We start from the raw sequence: 16,240 nt of genomic DNA, 5'->3' as shown, positions 1-16,240 counted from the left end.
TCACACCTCCGTCCGCAGCAGCCGCATATAAACCACCGAGAACAGCGAGCCGACCACCAGCAGCAGCAACGCCACCGCAGTCCCGTACCCGATCATGCTCTTCTGGAAGGCCTGTTCGTACATGAACAACGGCAGCGTCTGACTTCGATTCCCCGGCCCACCCCTCGTCATCACCCAGATCAGGCCGAACACCGAAAGCGTCTGTAGCGTGTTCAGCATCAGGTTCGTGCCGATCGAGCGTCGGATCATCGGCAGCGTGATGTGCCACATCCGGCGCCAGCCGCCCGCGCCGTCCACCTCCGCCGCCTCCGTGATCTCCTTTGGGATCTCGTTCAGCGCCGCCGAGTACACCAGCATCGAGAACGCCGTACCCCGCCACACGTTCGCGAACGACACCGCCAGGATCGGCAGCGTGAACAGCCAGTTCTGGGAGGGGAGGTGGAGCCAGTCCAGGATCGCGTTCAGAGTGCCCTCCCGTCTGAAGAAGGCGTACAGCAGGAAGCCCGCCACCACCTCCGGCAGTACCCACGCCGTGATCACGATCCCGCCCACCAGCGTCCGTACCGGCTTCGACGCCCGTTGCATCAGTGCCGCCAGTGTCAGGCCCAGTGTGTTCTGGCCTATCAGCGACGACAGGACCGTGAACACCAGCGTCAGCCATACCGCGTTGATGAACGCCTCGTCCTTGAACGCCGTACGGAAGTTCTCGAAGCCCACGAACGACGACTCCGCCTGGCCCGTCAACTGGAGGTCCGTGAACGCGATGTAGGCGCAGTACGCGATCGGGCCCGCGAGGAAGAGGAGCAGCAGGACCACCGCCGGGGTGACCGGAAGCGCCCTGGTCAGGGCACGCCTGGTCGCACCCGCGCCCCCACTCGCCCTCACTGCTTCTCTACTACCTGGTCGCCCGTCGCAGACTTCAGCGCCTCGTCGTACGCGCTCGCCGCCTCCTCCACCGACGCGTCGCCCGTCGTCACGCCCTCCATCGCTTCCTGGATGGCCGTCGAGACCTTCGGGTACGCCGGATACGCCGGGCGGTAGTGCGTGTTCGCCACCAGGTCCGTGAAGAACTTGATGCCGGGCTGGGCGTCGACGTAGGCGGGGTCCGCCGCCACGTCCTTCCGCACCGCTATGCCCGAGTTGGCCACGTACCACTTCTGGGCGTTCGCCTTCGTCTGCATCGTCTTGATGAACTCGAAGGCCAGGTCAGGGTTGGCCGCCTTCGACGGGATCGCCCAGGTCCAGCCGCCCGACATGCTCACCTTGCCCGGCGCCTGGCCCGTCTGCGTCGGCATCGCCGCCAGGCCCAGTTTCGTCGACCACTCGGGCCATTCATGGCCGCTGCCCGGCAGCCAGTCCTGGGGGAGCCAGGAGCCGTCGAGGTTGATGCCCAGCCTGCCCTCGGGGAGCAGTTCGCCGCGTACCCGGGTGCCGATGTTGGGGTCGAGGGCATCGGACACGTCCGGGCCCAGTTTCTCCTTGTACACCGTTTCGACGAATGTCAGGGCGTCCTTGAAGGCCTGGCTTCCCGCGATCCACTTCTTCGAGGAGGCGTCGTACAGGGGGTCCGGAGCGCCCTCGCTCCCCGTGCCGTACAGCAGCATCTCGAAGCCCTGCATGGTGGCACCCTCGCCCACCGGCTTGCCCGTGTAGACGTTCAGGGGGATGACGTCCGGCACCTTCTCCTTGATCGTGCGGGCCGCCGACAGGACCTCCTCCCATGTCTTTGGCTGCCAGTCGGCTGGTAGGCCCGCCTTCGCGAAGATGCCCTTGTCGAACCACAGGCCCCTCGTGTCCGTGCCGTCCGGGACTCCGTACGTCTTGCCGTCCTCCGCCTTGGCCGCCGTCTTCGCGGTGTCGATGAACTGGTTCCAGTCCGGCCACTTGGCGAGGTAGGAGTCCAGGGGCTTCAAGTACCCGCTGGTGATGTCGGAGTTGATGAGGAACGTGTCCTCGTAGACCAGGTCGGGAGCCGTCTTGGGGGAGCGGAGCATCTGCTGGACCTTGGTGTAGTACTCCGAGTCCGGCGCCTTGATCGGGACCAGCTCCGCCTTCTTGCCGGGGTTGGCCTTCTCGAACTGCTTCTTGATGTCCGCGAGATACGTGTCCATCACCTTGATGGAGTTGTCCGTCGACTGTTTGAAGGAGATCCTCACCGTGTCCGGATCGCTGCCGGAGCTTCCGCCGCAGGCCGTGAGGGAACCGGCGGCGAGGGTGAGGGTGGCGGCAACGAGCAGGGACAATGGGGTAGTTGTGCGGGCTGCGGTGGGGCGCACGAGCACGACCTCCTACTGGCCTGAAAGCCTGTATGGCTGCTCGGTGAACGTAAGCCCACAGGGCCACGGGAAGGAAGAAGCGTGCCTGAGTCTCCGGAGTCACCTGGAGCAGGTGTCACTCTCGGGCAGCTTCTGCTCGCCGAGTACACGGTCCTCAAGGACGAGCAGAAGACCCGTATCGGCTTCCGGGACAACCTTCTCTACGTCACCCTCACCGTCGTCGCCGCCGTCCTCGCGGCCACCGCACAGGCCGAGCGGCCCGTCATGCTGCTCGCCCTCCCGCCCGTGTGCGTCGTCCTCGGCTGGACCTACCTCATCAACGACGAGAAGATCTCCGCGATCGGCGCCTATGTGCGGGAGGAGTTGGGGCCCCGGCTCGGTCTCCTCGCCCAACTCGCCCCGGAGCAGAGTTCCTTCGGCTGGGAGTCCGCCCACCGCTCCGACACCCGGCGCCGCTCCCGCAAGGCCGTCCAACTCGCCGTGGATCTGCTCGCGTTCTGCGTCGTCCCGCTCGCCGGGCTCACCGTCTACTGGGGCGCCGGCGACATCAGCGCCGGACTCCTCGTGCTCTCCGTCGTCGAGGCGATCGGCGTCGCCGGGCTCGCCGCGCAGATCGTCACCTACTCGCGCCCTGGCACCTGAGCCCTACTGCCCCCGCACCCACTTGTACTGCAACTCCGGCCGCCCCACCTGCCCGTACTGCGGGGCCCGTGCCGCCCGTCCCGCGTCCACCAGGTGTTCCAGGTAGCGCCGGGCCGTGATGCGCGAGATGCCGACCTCCTCGGCGACCCCGGCCGCCGTGAGGCCCTCGGTGCTGGCCCGGAGGGTCAGCGTGACGCGTTCCAGGGTGGGGGCGCTCAGGCCCTTGGGGAGGGCGGCGGGGCCCGGTGCGCGCAGGCTCGCCAGGGCGCGGTCGACCTCGTCCTGGCCGCTCGCCTCGCCCGCCGCCGCGTGGTACTCGGCATACCGGACCAGCCGGTCCCGCAGGGTCGCGAAGGTGAAGGGCTTCAGTACGTACTGGACGACCCCGAGGGAGACCCCCTCCCGTACCACCGCCAGGTCGCGCGCCGACGTCACCGCGATGACGTCCGCGTGGTAGCCGGCCGCCCGGAGCGAGCGGGCCAGTTGCAGCCCGTGCCCGTCCGGCAGGTGCAGGTCGAGGAGGAGCAGGTCCACCGGCGTACGGTCCAGCGCGCGCCGGGCCTCCGCGCCCGTGTGCGCCTTGCCGACGGCCGTGAACCCGGGTACCCGGCCCACGTACATGACGTGCGCGTCGGCGGCGACCGGGTCGTCCTCCACGACGAGAACGCGGATCGGGTCGGTCGTCGTGTCTCTGTGCTTCGTGTCTCTGGGGTCGGTCATACGTCCCCTCCAGGCAAGGCGGGCTCGGCAGGCTCGGCGGGTTCGGTCGGTTCGGCACGGTCGGACGGCTCGGCGAGGTCGGACGGCTCGGCGGGCCCACTGGACTTCGCCGGGCCAGTGGGCTTGGCAGGCCCACCGGGCTTCGCCGGCCCAGTGGGCTTGGCAGGCCCACTGGACTCCGCCGGGCCAGTGGGCTTGGCAGGCCCACCAGACTTCGTCGACCCCGTGGACTTCGCGGAGGTGTGACCCCCTGAAGCCTTCGCCGAGGCCACCGCGGGCGAAGTCACGGCAGGTTCAGCCACCGCGGGTGGGGTCACCGCGGAGGCGGCCACCGTTGGCGCCGCAACCTTAGGCAACGGCAGCCGCACCTCGAACTCCGCCCCTCCTCCCGCCGCCTCCGACACCGTCAGCGTCCCCTCGTGCCGGGCCACCGCCTGCCGTACGAGCGCCAGACCCAGACCCCGTCCGCCCGGCCCCGCCGGCTTGGTCGTGAAGCCCCGCTGGAAGACCGCCTCCGTGTGGGCCGGGTCGACGCCCGCGCCCGTGTCGGAGACGCGGAGCACCAGCAGGGAGTCCTCCGTGAGGGCCGTCACCGTCACCCGCGACGCGCCCAGGCCCGCCTCTCCGCCGCCCTGGGCCGCGTCCACCGCGTTGTCGATGAGGTTGCCCAGGATGGTGACCAGGTCGCGGGAAGGGAGCGTGTCGGGGAGCAGGCCGTCGTCGAGGCTGCTGTCCTCCGACACCACCAGTTCCACGCCCCGCTCGTTCGCCTGCGCCGTCTTGCCGAGCAGCAGGGCGGCAAGCACCGGCTCGCTGACCGCCGCGACCACCTGGTCGGTGAGCGCCTGGGCCAGTTCCAGTTCGGCCGTCGCGAAGTCCACGGCCTCCTCCGCCCGGTCCAGCTCGATCAGCGACACGACCGTGTGGAGCCGGTTCGCCGCCTCGTGCGCCTGCGAGCGCAGTGCCTGCGTGAAGCCGCGCTCGGAGTCCAACTCGCCCATCAGGGACTGGAGTTCCGTTACGTCCCGCAGGGTGACGACCGTGCCTCTGCGCTCGCCGCTCGACACCGGTGACGTGTTGACCACCAGCACCCGGTCGGCGGTCAGATGCACCTCGTCGACGCGCGGCTCGGCCGACAGCAGCGCCCCCGTCAGCGGGGCGGGCAGCCCCAGCTCGGCCACGGACCGGCCGACGACCTCCCCCTCCTCCTCGTCCGGGACGCCCAGCAGCTCCCGGCCGCCGTCGTTCATCAGCGCCACCCTGTACTGCCCGTCCAGCATCAGCAGCCCCTCGCGTACGGCGTGCAGGGCGGCCTGGTGGTAGTCGTGCATACGGCTCAGCTCGGCCGCGTTCATCCCGTGCGTATGGCGGCGCAGGCGCGCGTTGATGACGTACGTGCCCACCGCGCCCAGCGCCAGCGCGCCCGCCGCGACCCCGAACAGCGCCGTGACCTGGTCCTGGACCCGGGCGCTGATCTCCTCGACCCGGATCCCGGCACTCACCAGCCCCACGATCCGGTCGCCGTCGTGGATCGGGGTGACCGCGCGGACAGACGGGCCGAGCGTCCCGGAGAAGGTCTCCGTGAACGACTCGCCGCGCAGCGCGCGCTCCCGGTGCCCGAGGAAGCGCTGACCGATCTGGTCCGGGTCGGGGTGGGTCCAGCGGATGCCCTCGGGGTCCATGATCGTGACGAAGTCGACGTCCGTGTCGCGCTGCACCTGGAGGGCGTACGGCTGGAGGAGCGTCGTCGGCTTCGGAGCGGTGCGGATCGCCTCGCGCACCGAGGGGGCGTCCGCGACCGAACGGGCGACGGCCATCGCCTGGCGGCCCGCCGCGTCCTCGGCCTGGCTGCGGTCACTGACGTACGTGAACAGTGCGTATCCAGCCACCAGGACAGCTATCAGCACGGCCTGCATCGCGAAGAGCTGGCCGGCCAGGCTGCGGGGTCCGGGAACACGGGGGAAACGCATGCTGTCAGTCTGCCTCTCCTTATAAGTGTGAACTAAATGAACGGAAGGGTGACCGCCCTCACAAGCCGTTAGATAGTCACCGCATCGCAGGGACGCGATTGGCGGGTCTTGGTCCGTTTTCGGTCGCCGCCCGCGACCCGTACGCACCACCTGATCCGCAGCACAACTTTCTCCCCATCCCCCGGACGTGAGCCGCACGCCGGTGATGCCGACGACGACGTCAAGGAGGGCAGCCGTGGCCACCTCATCCTCAACGGCACCTGCCGCACCCGCCGCGAAGCGGGACCGTACCCACTACCTCTACATCGCGGTCATCGCCGCGGTGGCCGCCGGTATCGCCGTGGGTCTGATCGCCCCCGACTTCGCCGTGGAGCTGAAGCCGATCGGAACCGGCTTCGTCAACCTGATCAAGATGATGATCTCCCCGATCATCTTCTGCACGATCGTGCTCGGCATCGGCTCGGTACGGAAGGCAGCGAAGGTCGGCAAGGTAGGCGGCATCGCGCTCGGCTACTTCGTGGTCATGTCGTTCGTCGCGCTGGGCATCGGCCTGGTCGTCGGCAACCTCATCGAGCCGGGCACCGGCCTCGCGCTGACCGACGCCGTCAAGGAGACCGGCCAGGCGCAGGTCTCGGCCGAGGCCAAGGACACCACCGAGTTCCTGCTCGGGATCATCCCGACCACGTTCGTCTCCGCCTTCACCGGCGGCGAGGTCCTCCAGACGCTGCTCATCGCGCTGCTCGCCGGGTTCGCGATCCAGGCCATGGGCTCGACCGGCGCACCGATCCTGCGCGGTGTCGAGCACATCCAGCGGCTCGTCTTCCGCATCCTCGGCATGGTCATGTGGGCCGCGCCCGTCGGTGCCTTCGGCGCCATGGCCGCGGTGACCGGGTCCGCCGGTGTCGACGCGCTCAAGCAGCTCGCCGTCCTGATGCTGTCCTTCTACCTCACCTGTTTCCTCTTCGTCTTCCTCGTGCTCGGCGCGCTGCTGAAGATCTTCACGGGCCTCAACATCCTCTCGCTTTTCAAGTACCTGGGCCGCGAGTTCCTGCTGATCCTCTCGACCTCGTCCTCCGAGTCGGCGCTGCCGCGCCTCATCGCGAAGATGGAGCACCTGGGCGTCAGCAAGCCGGTCGTCGGCATCACCGTCCCGACCGGCTACTCGTTCAACCTCGACGGCACCATGATCTACATGACCATGGCGTCCCTGTTCATCGCCGACGCCATGGGTACGCCGATGTCCGTCAGCGAGCAGATCCCGCTGCTGCTCTTCCTGCTCGTCGCCTCGAAGGGCGCGGCGGGTGTCACCGGCGCCGGTCTCGCGACCCTGGCCGGCGGCCTCCAGTCGCACAAGCCCGCCCTGGTGGACGGCCTCGGCCTGATCGTCGGCATCGACCGCTTCATGAGCGAGGCCCGCGCCCTCACGAACTTCGCGGGCAACGCGGTCGCCACGGTCCTGATCGGCACCTGGACCAACGAGATCGACAAGGGGCGCGTCGCGGAGGTCCTCGGCGGCCGGCACCCGTTCGACGAGAAGACGCTCATCGACGAGAACGACGGCTTCCACCCGGAGGACGGCGCCGACTCCGCCTCCGCGGACATCCCCGAGCAGGGCGGCGAGAAGGAACTGGCCAAGGCCTGACCCGCCCGTCGACTCCGGTCCGTCGACTCCGGTCCGTCGACTCCGGTCCGTCGACTCCGGGCGGCTGAGACGACCCCCCGTCTCTCAGCCGCCCGGGCAGTTTCCGGGCCGGGCGGCTCGAACTCCCGGGTCGTCGGTACGGCACGGCACGGCATCGCGGCCGACCAGCTGCGCCGCGAGAGCCGAGTTCTCCGCGAGCACTGAGAGCTACGACATACCCGATACCCGCAAGCCATCTCCGGACGGCTGGACACCCCCCGTTGTCCGGCGCCCGGCCCGGGGCACCCGGCAGGTCCGCCGGAGCCCCGGGATCCCGAAAAACGCCGAGCGGCCAGGCACTCCCCCGAAGCCTGGCCGCTCGGCCATTTCCGTTTCCGGCACCAGCACCAGTGCCGGTACCAGTGCCGGTACGGCGGACGACCGTCGCCTCAGTCGCTCAGCTCGGCCACCAGCGCGGTGGCCCGCGAGGCGGGTACGCCCGCGGCCGTCAGCAGGGTGACCGCGGCGGAGCGGCCCGCCTCCTCCGGGGCCAGGAGCCCGTCGTTCACGGCCTCCATGAGCGCGAACGGTATCTGCAGACTTCCCGCAGGATCTCCTTGCACCGCGTCAGGACCGGGTCGGTCCCCTGGTCGACATTTGGTGACGAGAACCAAAAGAATATGAAGGTCATAGACCGCATCGTGACCGGTTCTGACCGTTAGATTCGGATTCCGTCAAAGTGGCATGGACCAGCGCTAGTGTCCGATCACGGACCAACCAGGGCTGGTGAAACGGCAGTTCGGGCATCGTGCTCGGCTCCCCCTCTCCCCTGCCCAGGCGGCCGTCCTGGACGGCCAGGCCCACACCGCCCGTGCCCTGTGGAACGTCCTGCACGACTGGTGGCAGATGCTCCCGCGCGACAAGCGCACCCTGGACGCCGCAGACGCGGCGATCCGCCAGGCCCGCCGGGAGATCGACTGGATGGGTGGGCTCCCCGCCCAGGCCGCCCAGGCTGTGCTGAAGACCTACTTCCAGGCCTGGAAGAACTGCTGGGAGGGCCGGACCTCGGCGCCTGAGTTCAAAGCCCGCTTCCGCACCCCGCTCACTCTCGACATCCCCCAGGGCCGCGACCTCCATGTGAAACGGGTCCACCGCCGCTGGGGCATGGTCAACATCCCCAAGCTCGGCCGGGTCCGCTTCCGCTGGACCAAAGGCCTGCCTGTCGCCAAACACGCCGAAAAGGATGATCGGATCACCGGAGCAAGGCTGGTCAAGGACGCCCTCGGCTGGCACATCGCCTTCCGCGTCACCACCCTTGCACCCGCCCCGGCCGTCCACACCGGGCCGGCGGTCGGTATCGATGCCGGCATCACCGTTCCGCTCGCCCTCTCCGACGGCAACGACTTCCACCACGGCCCCTGGCTCACCCCCAAGGAACAGGCCCGGCTCCTGGAACTGGAGCGGCGGGCAGCCCATCAGAAGTCCCGTCGCAAGCCCGGTGAGCCCACCAGTAACCGGCTGCACCACACCTATGACCGGATCGCGGGATTGCGCGCGAAAGCCAAGCGCCGACACCTCGACCGGCAGCGCCAGACCACCACGGCCATCGCCAACGGCTACGGCACCGTCGTGGTGGAGAAGCTCACGATCACGAACATGGTCAGGTCTGCCAAAGGCACTGTGGACAACCCCGGCACACAGGTGGCGCAGAAGGCCGGTCTCAACCGGGTCATCCACGCCGAGGCCTGGGGCCGAACCACTGCGCTGCTGGCCTACAAGACCACTCGACACGGCGGAACCCCGCACAAGGTCCCCGCCCTCGGAACCTCCCAGCGCCGCCACGTCTGCCGGCGCACCACGGCGGGCAGCCGGGAGTCCCAGGCCGTGTTCGTGTGCGAGAACCCCGCGTGCGGCTGGTCCGGCAACGCCGATACCAATGCCGCCCGCAACGTTCTCGCTGTATACCGGGCGGGCCACGCGCTTGCCCCGGCTGCCGGAAGGTGCAGTCGTCAGACGTGGAAACGCGTCAAGCCCGCCACCGCAAGGTAGGGGGGAATCTCCTTCAATCACGAAGGAGAGCACTTCAATACCTCACCCAGCACCTCCAGTTCGTGCTCGACCATGATGCCCTGGACACCGGCTTGCGCATGCTGTCCCTCGCGGGCATGCACGGTGGCACTGCTCTCGACGTCGTACGCGTCCGGCTGCCTGATCAGACAGCCGTGCCCGTGCCCGTGCCCGTGCCCGTGCCCAGGCCCCTGCCCGTCCGCAGGTCCGCCACCAAGCGGAACCGTTCCAGCACCGCCATCGTCGAGTCGTCCACCGTGAACCCCGGGTCGTCCAGGGCCGCCCGCATCCCCTCGCTGTGCCAGAAACGTTCGTGACCGGCCCGCCAGGCGGCCACGTCGGTGTAGCCCTCGCCCTCGTCGAGTGCGTGGGCGAGGTCCACATCGGCCAGGGGGACGACCCGTACGCCGGTGACCTCGATGATGCCGACCGGACGGTCGGCAGAGTCGACGACCACCGAGCGGTTGCCGACCTCCGGCAGGGGTTCGCCGTCGTGTTCGTAGTCGACGACGAGCCCGGTCGTGGACGTCTTGGAACCGTCGAGGATCGCGGCGACGAGCCGGTCGCGCAGCGGGCCGGGGAAGGCGAACTCGGCTCTGGGCAGGTGCGAGGGATCGTCGGGCCGCGTCTGTGGCACGGGGGTCATCGGGGTCATGGGATCACGCTAGGTGGTCTTCTCCGAGTCGGAGTCCGGATTGGGGCCGAGTGTCTCGGCGATCGCCCGGGGCAGCCATTCCTGTACGTGGCCGAAGGTGAATCCGAGTTCGGTGGCACGGGAGTTGTCCATGCCGTACGAGCGGGCGAAGGAGAACGGGGAGATCTCGCCTACGTCGACGTTCTGGAAGACTGTTCTGCCGCTCGGGATGTGTATGGCCACGGCCGCGCACAATTCCTCGGTGGTCAGCAGGCCGTGGGAGGCCGCGTTCACCGGGCCGGTGAAGTCCTGGCCCACCGCCCAGAACAGGAAATCGGCGATCTCCTCGACGTGGATGTAGGTCGTGGGCCGGTTCTCGGTCGGTACGGCGATCGGGGCGCCGGCCCGGATACGGGTGGCGTAGTGGTCGAGCCGGCCGGTGAAGTCGTCGTTACCGCCCAGGACATGGGAGACGCGCACGGAGGTCCAGGTGTACGGGGACTCCGTACCGGCGGCGTCGGCCGCGAAGACCGCCTCGGCCTGGCGCTTGCCCTCGCCGTAGTGCGTGTCGCGGAACTCCGCCCGGTCCCAGGGGAGTTCGAGGTCGACGGGGACGGTACGCGGATCGACGGCGTCCTCGCGCACGGGGACGACGGCATCCTCGTAGACGAGGGAGTCCTCGTACTCGTACACCTCGATCGTGGACGTCATCACATAGCGGTGGGTACGGCCGCCGGCGAAGACGCGTCGGGCTGTCGCCGCCTGGCGGGGTGTGTAGCAGACCTGGTCGACGACGGCGTCGAAGGTACGGTCACCGAGAGCGGAATTCAGGGCGGCCTCGTCGTCGCGGTCGGCGACTAGGTGAATTGCGCCGGCGGGCGGGGAAGCGGAACCCCGGTTGAGAACGGTGACCCGGTCTCCGGCTGAGATCAGCCGGTCGATGAGCCGCTTTCCGAAATAGCGATTGCCGCCGATGACCAATACGTCGCGCATGATGTTCCTCCCCGTAGCGGACCTTGCGATCATAATTCTTCTGGCGTGCCGGCCAGTTCTGAAGGGTGAGTAATGGGACATCCGGCCGAGCCACCGAGCGCGTGCGTCGGCTGGAGGCGGCGGGCGCGATCACCGGATACGGCACCCATGTCGCCCCCGGCGGAGAGGAAACCGCTGCGGCCTTGCCTTGACGTCGGCGTCAAGGACTACGTTCGTACGTATGCGAATCGGCATGCGGATCGGGGAGCTGGCGGCGCGGGCCGGGACCACCACACGGACCCTGCGGTACTACGAGTCACGGGGGCTGCTGCCCGCGCGGCGCACGGACAACGGCTACCGCGCCTACGACGAGGACGACCTGAAACTGCTCCGGCAGATCCGGACGCTCCAGGACTTCGGGTTCGACCTGGAGGAGACGCGGCCCTTCGTGGACTGTCTGCGGGCGGGCCACCCGGAGGGCGACTCCTGTCCCGCGTCGCTCGCCGTCTACCGCCGCAAGCTGGACGAACTCGACGCGCTGATCGGCGAGTTGCAGTCGGTACGGGCGAAGGTCGGCGAACAGCTGACGCGGGCCGAGCGGGCGCGAGACGAACTGGCGGCCGAGGCGACGGTTCCGGGCGGTCCGGAACCGGCATGCGAGTGGGGAGGACGAACACGATGACCAAGGCGACGGGCGTGCCCGAGGTGACGGACACGGACTTCGAGACGGAGGTGCTCGGCGCGGACCTGCCGGTCCTGGTCGAGTTCACGGCGGACTGGTGCCCACCGTGCCGCCAGATGGCCCCGGTACTCACCGCGTTGGCGGCGGAGGAGTCGAACCGTCTGAAGGTGGTCCAACTGAACGTGGACATGAACCCCCTGACGACCAACGCCTACCGGGTCCTCTCCATGCCCACGTTCATGGTCTTCCGCGCTGGGGAGCCGGTGCGGTCGATGGTGGGGGCCCGCCCGAAAAGAAGGTTGCTGGAGGAGCTGTCCGACGTACTCTGACGTACTTCGACACGCACCGACCTGGCAGAGAGCTGCTCCCATGACCACGACCCTGTGGCGGCCGACCGGCCCCAAGGAGCTGGACCTCGTCCGCGAGTTGAACTGGCGTGCCTGGCCGCCGCGGCTGCCCGAGCAGCCGATCTTCTACCCCGTCCTCAACGAGGAGTACGCGATCGGCATCGCGCGGGACTGGAACGTCAAGCACGACGGCGCCGGCTTCGTGACGCGCTTCGAGGTCGACTCGGAGTACGTGAGCCGGTTCCCCGTCCAGCAGGCGGGCGGGCGGACGATCCTCGAACTGTGGGTGCCGGCCGAGGAGCTGGACGAGTTCAACGCCCACATCGTCGGCGAGATCCAGGTGGTCCACGAGTTCCGGTGAGCCCCTGACCGCCGACTCTCGTCCCCGGGAACGAGGAAATCCCCCGAGCGATTGCGCTCGGGGGATTTCCTTGCGTATATTCAATGGTTCGCGACTTTATCGGGGTTGATTCGATCGGGTCGCGGTGAAGTTCAATGAGCAGAGTATATCCGAGCGGGAGCGGAATTGTCAAACAGGGGCGCAAACACGGAATCAACTCACGATGAATTGCGGAGTGAGCAGGAATTCGTCGACGGGCTCTACGCCCGGGTCGACGTGCTGCGCGGCGACACCGAGCACTCCGTCACGGACGCGCTCGCACAGGGCAGTACGCCGATGCAGGCACGGCTCGAACGGGACGTGCTCGTCGCCGAGCGGTCGGGGCTGCTCGCCGCGCTGAACGCCGTCGACGGGTCGCTCTGTTTCGGGCGGATCGATCTCACCTCCGGCATCACCCACCACATCGGCCGTATCGGACTGCGCGCCGACGACACCGAACGCACCCCGCTGCTCATCGACTGGCGGGCCGAGGTCGCCCGGCCCTTCTATCTCGCCACCGGGCACACCACGATGGGGCTGCGCCGACGCCGGCACATCAGCACCGACGGGCGCCGCGTCACCGGCCTGCACGACGAGATCCTCGACCTCGGGGACGAGACGCGCACCGGCTACGAGGACCCCTCCGGCGACGCCGTGCTGCTCGCCGCGCTCGACTCCGCCCGCACCGGCCGGATGAACGACATCGTGCAGACCATCCAGGCCGAGCAGGACGAGATCATCCGCGCGCCCCATCGGGGTGTGCTGGTCGTCGAGGGCGGGCCCGGCACCGGCAAGACCGCCGTCGCGCTCCACCGGGCCGCCTATCTGCTCTACGAGCACCGCGAACTCCTCGCCAAACGCGCCGTGCTGATCGTGGGGCCCAACCCCGCCTTCCTCGGCTACATCGGCGAGGTGCTGCCCTCCCTCGGTGAGACCGGTGTGCTGCTCGCGACCGTCGGTGAGTTGTTCCCGGGCGTCAAAGCCACTGGCGTCGACTCCGCCCGCGCCGCAGTCGTCAAGGGGCGCGCCGAGATGGCCGACGTGCTCGCGGCCGTCGTACGGGACCGGCAGCGGCTGCCCGACCCCGTCATCGCCATCGAGCACGACCGGGACGTCCTCATGCTCGACGCCGGGCTCGTGGGCGTCGCGCGGGAGCGGACGCGCGAGGCGAAGCTGCCGCACAACGTCGCGCGCGAGCACTTCGAGGGGCACATCCTCAACACGCTCACCGAGATGGTCGCCGAGCGGATCGGCACCGATCCGTATGACGGCAGCAACCTTCTCGACCCCAGCGACATCACCCAGATCCGCGACGACCTCGCCGAGAACCGTGAAGTCTGGGCCGCCATCGAGCAGTTGTGGCCGCGCGTCAGCCCGCGGCGGCTGGTCGCCGACTTCCTCGCCGCGCCCGAGGGGTACGTGTCGCAGGACGACGCCGATGCCATCCGGCGGCCCGTCACCCGGGCCTGGACGACCGCCGACGTACCGCTGCTCGACGAGGCCGCCGAGCTGCTCGGCGAGGACGACCGGGTGTCCCGGGCCCGGGCGGAGCGAGAGCGCAGCAGCCAAGTCGCCTATGCACAGGGCGTGTTGGACGTGTCCTACGCCTCCCGTACCTATGAGTTCGAGGACCTGGACGCGGAGGACTCCGAAGTCCTGTCCGCGCACGACATCATCGACGCCGAGCGGTTCGCCGAGCGGCACGAGGAGGAGGATCTGCGGAGCGCCGCCGACCGCGCCGCCGCCGACCGTACCTGGGCGTTCGGGCACATCATCGTCGACGAGGCACAGGAGTTGTCGCCGATGGCATGGCGGCTCCTCATGCGGCGCAGCCCCACCCGCTCGATGACCCTGGTCGGCGATCCCGCGCAGACCGCCGAGCCGGGTGGCGTCGGGGCCTGGGCGGACATCCTCGCGCCGTACGTCCAGGACCGCTGGGAGCACGCCCGGCTGGGCGTCAACTACCGGACCCCGGCCGAGATCATGGACGTGGCGGCGGCCGTGGTGCGGGCGGAACGGCCGGACTTCGTGCCGCCGACCTCCGTACGGTCGACCGGAGTGCGGCCGTGGGTGCGGGCCGTTGAAGGTGGTGACCTCGCTGCTTCCGTGGAGAAGGCCGTCGGGGAGCTGGCGCCCGCCGAGGGGCGGCTCGCGGTCATCGCTCCGCGCGCGCTGCACGAGGAGCTGGCCGCGCGGCTGGACGGCGTGGAAGCGGGGGCCGAGCCCGATCTGACACGAGGCGTCGTGCTGCTCGATCCCCGGCAGGCCAAGGGGTTGGAATTCGACTCCGTGCTGGTCGTGGAGCCGGGAGCGTTCGGCACGAGCGACCTGTATGTGGCGCTGACCCGGGCCACTCAGCGGGTGGGTGTGCTGTATCGGGGGGAGTTGCCGGTGTCGCTGTCTGTTTCTGGGGCGTGACGGCGAGTTCCGTGCACCAAGGGTCACCAAGACGTAACAGTTCGCGCCATGGTCACCGCTCGTGTACGGCCGGTGCGGTATGCGTGGCGGTATGGAAGCCCATCCCTTCGCGACCGCGCCGGCCGACAGCCCGGCGCTCGAGTCGTTGCCTGTGGAACCGCTGTTGACGTCGGAGTTCGACGCCGACCCGGGCGGCGTGTACGCGCGGCTGCGGCGCACCTACGGACCCGTGGCGCCGGTGGGTCTGATGGGCGTACCGGTGTGGCTGGTTCTCGACTACCGCGAGGTGCTGGAGGTACTGCGGAACGAGAGTGTCTGGCGGCGGGACGTGCGGTACTGGCGGGCCCGGGCGCAGCGCCAACTGCCCCCGGACTGGCCGCTGCTCGCGGGGTACGAGGTACGGCAGACCATGTTCATGGACGACGAGGAGCATCTCGCCGCCCGGCACACCCACCATGCGGCGATGCGGCCGTTCCAGGACGGGCACACCCCGCAGGGCTGGGAGCTGCGGGCGACGGTCGCACGGTACGCCGACGAGCTGATCGGGATGCTGGCGGCCGAGTCGGGCACGGTCGGGTTCGCCGACCTGGGCGCCCAGTACACGCGGCCGTTGCTGCTGATGGTGACGACGAAGCTGTTCGGGTGCCCGGTCGAGCTGGGCGACGAACTCGTCATGGACCTCTGGCGGATGCTCGACGGCGGACCGGACGCGGGCCCGGCGACCGGACGGGCGCTGGCCGCGATGACCAGACTGGCCGCGCACCGGCGCGCACGGCCCGGGGACGACCTGACGTCGTACATGCTGCTCGCCGACCCGAACCTGTCGGACGAGCAGTTGGGGCGCGAGCTGTTCATGAACGCCGTGTACCTCAACGACATCACCGGGAACATGGTGCTGAACACGCTGCTTGAGGTGCTGCGCGGGAACGCGACCGTGCGGCGCAGTCTGTCGGCCGGGCAGCTCGGGGAGACCGTGAACCGGGCGGCGCTGGTGAATCCGCCGGTCGCCAACATGTGCTTCCGGTTCGCGGCGCGGGATGTGCCGTTGGGGAACTTCTGGATCCGGGGCGGGGACATCGTCTCGCCGTCGGCGGCAGCGGCGCACCGGGATCTGATCGCGATCGGGGCGTCCCACATGGTCGGTTCGACGGTGAGCACGAGGGCGCATCTGGGATGGGGCGCCGGGCCGCACCAATGCCCCAGTGCGGCACGGGAGTTGGGCGGAATGATCGTGACCACCGCCGTGGGCCGCATCTTCGACCACTTGGCCAAGGCCGAACTGACCCTGCCCGCCGACCAGTTGCCGTGGCGGTCGGGGCCGGTGGTGCGAGGGCTGCGGGTGCTGCCGGTCCGGTACGAGCTGAGTGGTGGCGCGGGAAAGGGAGTTGGCGGGCCACGAGGAGAGACGGAGACCATGGGGGAGCCGGTCGGCTCCGGTGGGGACGGTCAGCTGAAGGGGCTGCTGGGGGCCTTGCGGAGGCTGATGTTCGGCGGGCGCTGACGACGTACACG

Annotated in this window: 14 protein-coding genes and 1 pseudogene; 8 read left to right on the top strand and 7 right to left on the bottom strand. The window is 69.3% G+C overall.

Features of this window, described 5'->3' with window-relative positions; genetic code table 11:
• Positions 1–885, bottom strand: coding sequence for a carbohydrate ABC transporter permease (locus OG787_RS13795; protein WP_405535380.1), 885 nt, complete (start codon positions 883–885; stop codon positions 1–3).
• On the bottom strand, positions 882–2,282 hold the full coding sequence (locus OG787_RS13790; protein WP_405535379.1) for an extracellular solute-binding protein: 1,401 nt from the start codon (positions 2,280–2,282) through the stop codon (positions 882–884). Before OG787_RS13790 ends, OG787_RS13795 begins: the two co-directional genes overlap by 4 nt.
• Before the next feature lie 75 nt (positions 2,283–2,357).
• Between OG787_RS13790 and OG787_RS13785 the strand changes: the two genes are divergently transcribed.
• A complete protein-coding gene (locus OG787_RS13785; RefSeq protein ID WP_369035652.1) occupies positions 2,358–2,918 on the top strand; it encodes a hypothetical protein in 561 nt (186 codons plus the stop codon).
• A gap of 3 nt (positions 2,919–2,921) precedes the next feature.
• Here the strand turns inward: OG787_RS13785 and OG787_RS13780 are convergent, their stop codons facing one another.
• Together OG787_RS13780 and OG787_RS13775 are read right to left on the bottom strand one after the other, a co-directional pair.
• Positions 2,922–3,638, bottom strand: a complete 717-nt coding sequence (locus OG787_RS13780; protein ID WP_369035653.1) for a response regulator — start codon at positions 3,636–3,638, stop codon at positions 2,922–2,924.
• Positions 3,635–5,608, bottom strand: a complete 1,974-nt coding sequence (locus tag OG787_RS13775; RefSeq protein WP_405535377.1) for an ATP-binding protein — start codon at positions 5,606–5,608, stop codon at positions 3,635–3,637. Before OG787_RS13775 ends, OG787_RS13780 begins: the two co-directional genes overlap by 4 nt.
• 205 nt (positions 5,609–5,813) lie before the next feature.
• Here OG787_RS13775 and OG787_RS13770 point away from each other — a divergent pair, with 205 nt between their 5' ends.
• Complete coding sequence (locus tag OG787_RS13770; protein ID WP_405540482.1) at positions 5,814–7,250, top strand: cation:dicarboxylate symporter family transporter; 1,437 nt, start codon at positions 5,814–5,816, stop codon at positions 7,248–7,250.
• 428 nt (positions 7,251–7,678) lie between these two features.
• Here OG787_RS13770 and OG787_RS13765 read toward each other — a convergent pair.
• A pseudogene (locus OG787_RS13765) lies at positions 7,679–7,825 on the bottom strand (TetR/AcrR family transcriptional regulator); the annotation flags it as partial.
• 190 nt (positions 7,826–8,015) lie between these two features.
• On the opposite strand from OG787_RS13765, the gene OG787_RS13760 reads away from it, so the two are divergent.
• Entirely contained in the window at positions 8,016–9,278 is a 1,263-nt protein-coding gene (locus tag OG787_RS13760; protein ID WP_405535375.1) for an RNA-guided endonuclease InsQ/TnpB family protein, read from the top strand.
• A 163-nt stretch (positions 9,279–9,441) separates the two neighbouring features.
• On the opposite strand, the gene OG787_RS13755 is transcribed toward OG787_RS13760, so the two are convergent.
• Both OG787_RS13755 and OG787_RS13750 read right to left on the bottom strand, forming a co-directional pair.
• Positions 9,442–9,951 (bottom strand): ASCH domain-containing protein, encoded by a 510-nt coding sequence (locus OG787_RS13755; protein WP_405535374.1) that lies wholly within the window; start codon positions 9,949–9,951, stop codon positions 9,442–9,444.
• Positions 9,952–9,960: 9 nt separating this feature from the next.
• Positions 9,961–10,923 carry an NAD-dependent epimerase/dehydratase family protein gene (locus OG787_RS13750; protein WP_369035658.1) on the bottom strand — a complete coding sequence of 321 codons (963 nt, stop codon included), beginning with the start codon at positions 10,921–10,923 and terminating at the stop codon, positions 9,961–9,963.
• A 232-nt stretch (positions 10,924–11,155) separates the two neighbouring features.
• Here OG787_RS13750 and OG787_RS13745 point away from each other — a divergent pair, with 232 nt between their 5' ends.
• The 5 genes from OG787_RS13745 to OG787_RS13725 all read left to right on the top strand — a co-directional run bounded on the left by OG787_RS13745 (position 11,156) and on the right by OG787_RS13725 (position 16,229).
• Positions 11,156–11,584 (top strand): MerR family transcriptional regulator, encoded by a 429-nt coding sequence (locus tag OG787_RS13745; RefSeq protein ID WP_327700337.1) that lies wholly within the window; start codon positions 11,156–11,158, stop codon positions 11,582–11,584.
• Complete coding sequence (locus OG787_RS13740; RefSeq protein ID WP_369035659.1) at positions 11,581–11,913, top strand: thioredoxin family protein; 333 nt, start codon at positions 11,581–11,583, stop codon at positions 11,911–11,913. Before OG787_RS13745 ends, OG787_RS13740 begins: the two co-directional genes overlap by 4 nt.
• A gap of 40 nt (positions 11,914–11,953) precedes the next feature.
• Positions 11,954–12,292 (top strand): hypothetical protein, encoded by a 339-nt coding sequence (locus OG787_RS13735; RefSeq protein WP_405535372.1) that lies wholly within the window; start codon positions 11,954–11,956, stop codon positions 12,290–12,292.
• A 207-nt stretch (positions 12,293–12,499) separates the two neighbouring features.
• Positions 12,500–14,728: a HelD family protein gene (locus OG787_RS13730; RefSeq protein ID WP_405535370.1), complete on the top strand. Its 2,229-nt coding sequence runs from the start codon at positions 12,500–12,502 to the stop codon at positions 14,726–14,728.
• Positions 14,729–14,819: 91 nt separating this feature from the next.
• Positions 14,820–16,229: a cytochrome gene (locus OG787_RS13725; RefSeq protein ID WP_405535369.1), complete on the top strand. Its 1,410-nt coding sequence runs from the start codon at positions 14,820–14,822 to the stop codon at positions 16,227–16,229.
• The last annotated feature ends 11 nt before the right edge of the window (positions 16,230–16,240 follow it).

The sequence above is a fragment of the Streptomyces sp. NBC_00075 genome (assembly GCF_045041225.1).
Taxonomy (GTDB): Bacteria; Actinomycetota; Actinomycetes; order Streptomycetales; family Streptomycetaceae; genus Streptomyces; species Streptomyces adonidis.
Note: the sequence above shows the minus strand (reverse complement) of the source record. Positions and strands in the feature narration are given on the sequence as shown.

Excerpts from the sequence above, each read along its gene's own strand:
- OG787_RS13780 (WP_369035653.1), bottom strand. The coding sequence starts at position 3,638 with ATGACCGACCCCAGAGACACGAAGCACAGAGACACGACGACCGACCCG.
- OG787_RS13775 (WP_405535377.1), bottom strand. The coding sequence starts at position 5,608 with ATGCGTTTCCCCCGTGTTCCCGGACCCCGCAGCCTGGCCGGCCAGCTC.
- OG787_RS13770 (WP_405540482.1), top strand. The coding sequence starts at position 5,814 with ATGCCGACGACGACGTCAAGGAGGGCAGCCGTGGCCACCTCATCCTCA.
- OG787_RS13755 (WP_405535374.1), bottom strand. The coding sequence starts at position 9,951 with ATGACCCCGATGACCCCCGTGCCACAGACGCGGCCCGACGATCCCTCG.
- OG787_RS13750 (WP_369035658.1), bottom strand. The coding sequence starts at position 10,923 with ATGCGCGACGTATTGGTCATCGGCGGCAATCGCTATTTCGGAAAGCGG.
- OG787_RS13745 (WP_327700337.1), top strand. The coding sequence starts at position 11,156 with ATGCGGATCGGGGAGCTGGCGGCGCGGGCCGGGACCACCACACGGACC.
- OG787_RS13740 (WP_369035659.1), top strand. The coding sequence starts at position 11,581 with ATGACCAAGGCGACGGGCGTGCCCGAGGTGACGGACACGGACTTCGAG.
- OG787_RS13735 (WP_405535372.1), top strand. The coding sequence starts at position 11,954 with ATGACCACGACCCTGTGGCGGCCGACCGGCCCCAAGGAGCTGGACCTC.
- OG787_RS13725 (WP_405535369.1), top strand. The coding sequence starts at position 14,820 with ATGGAAGCCCATCCCTTCGCGACCGCGCCGGCCGACAGCCCGGCGCTC.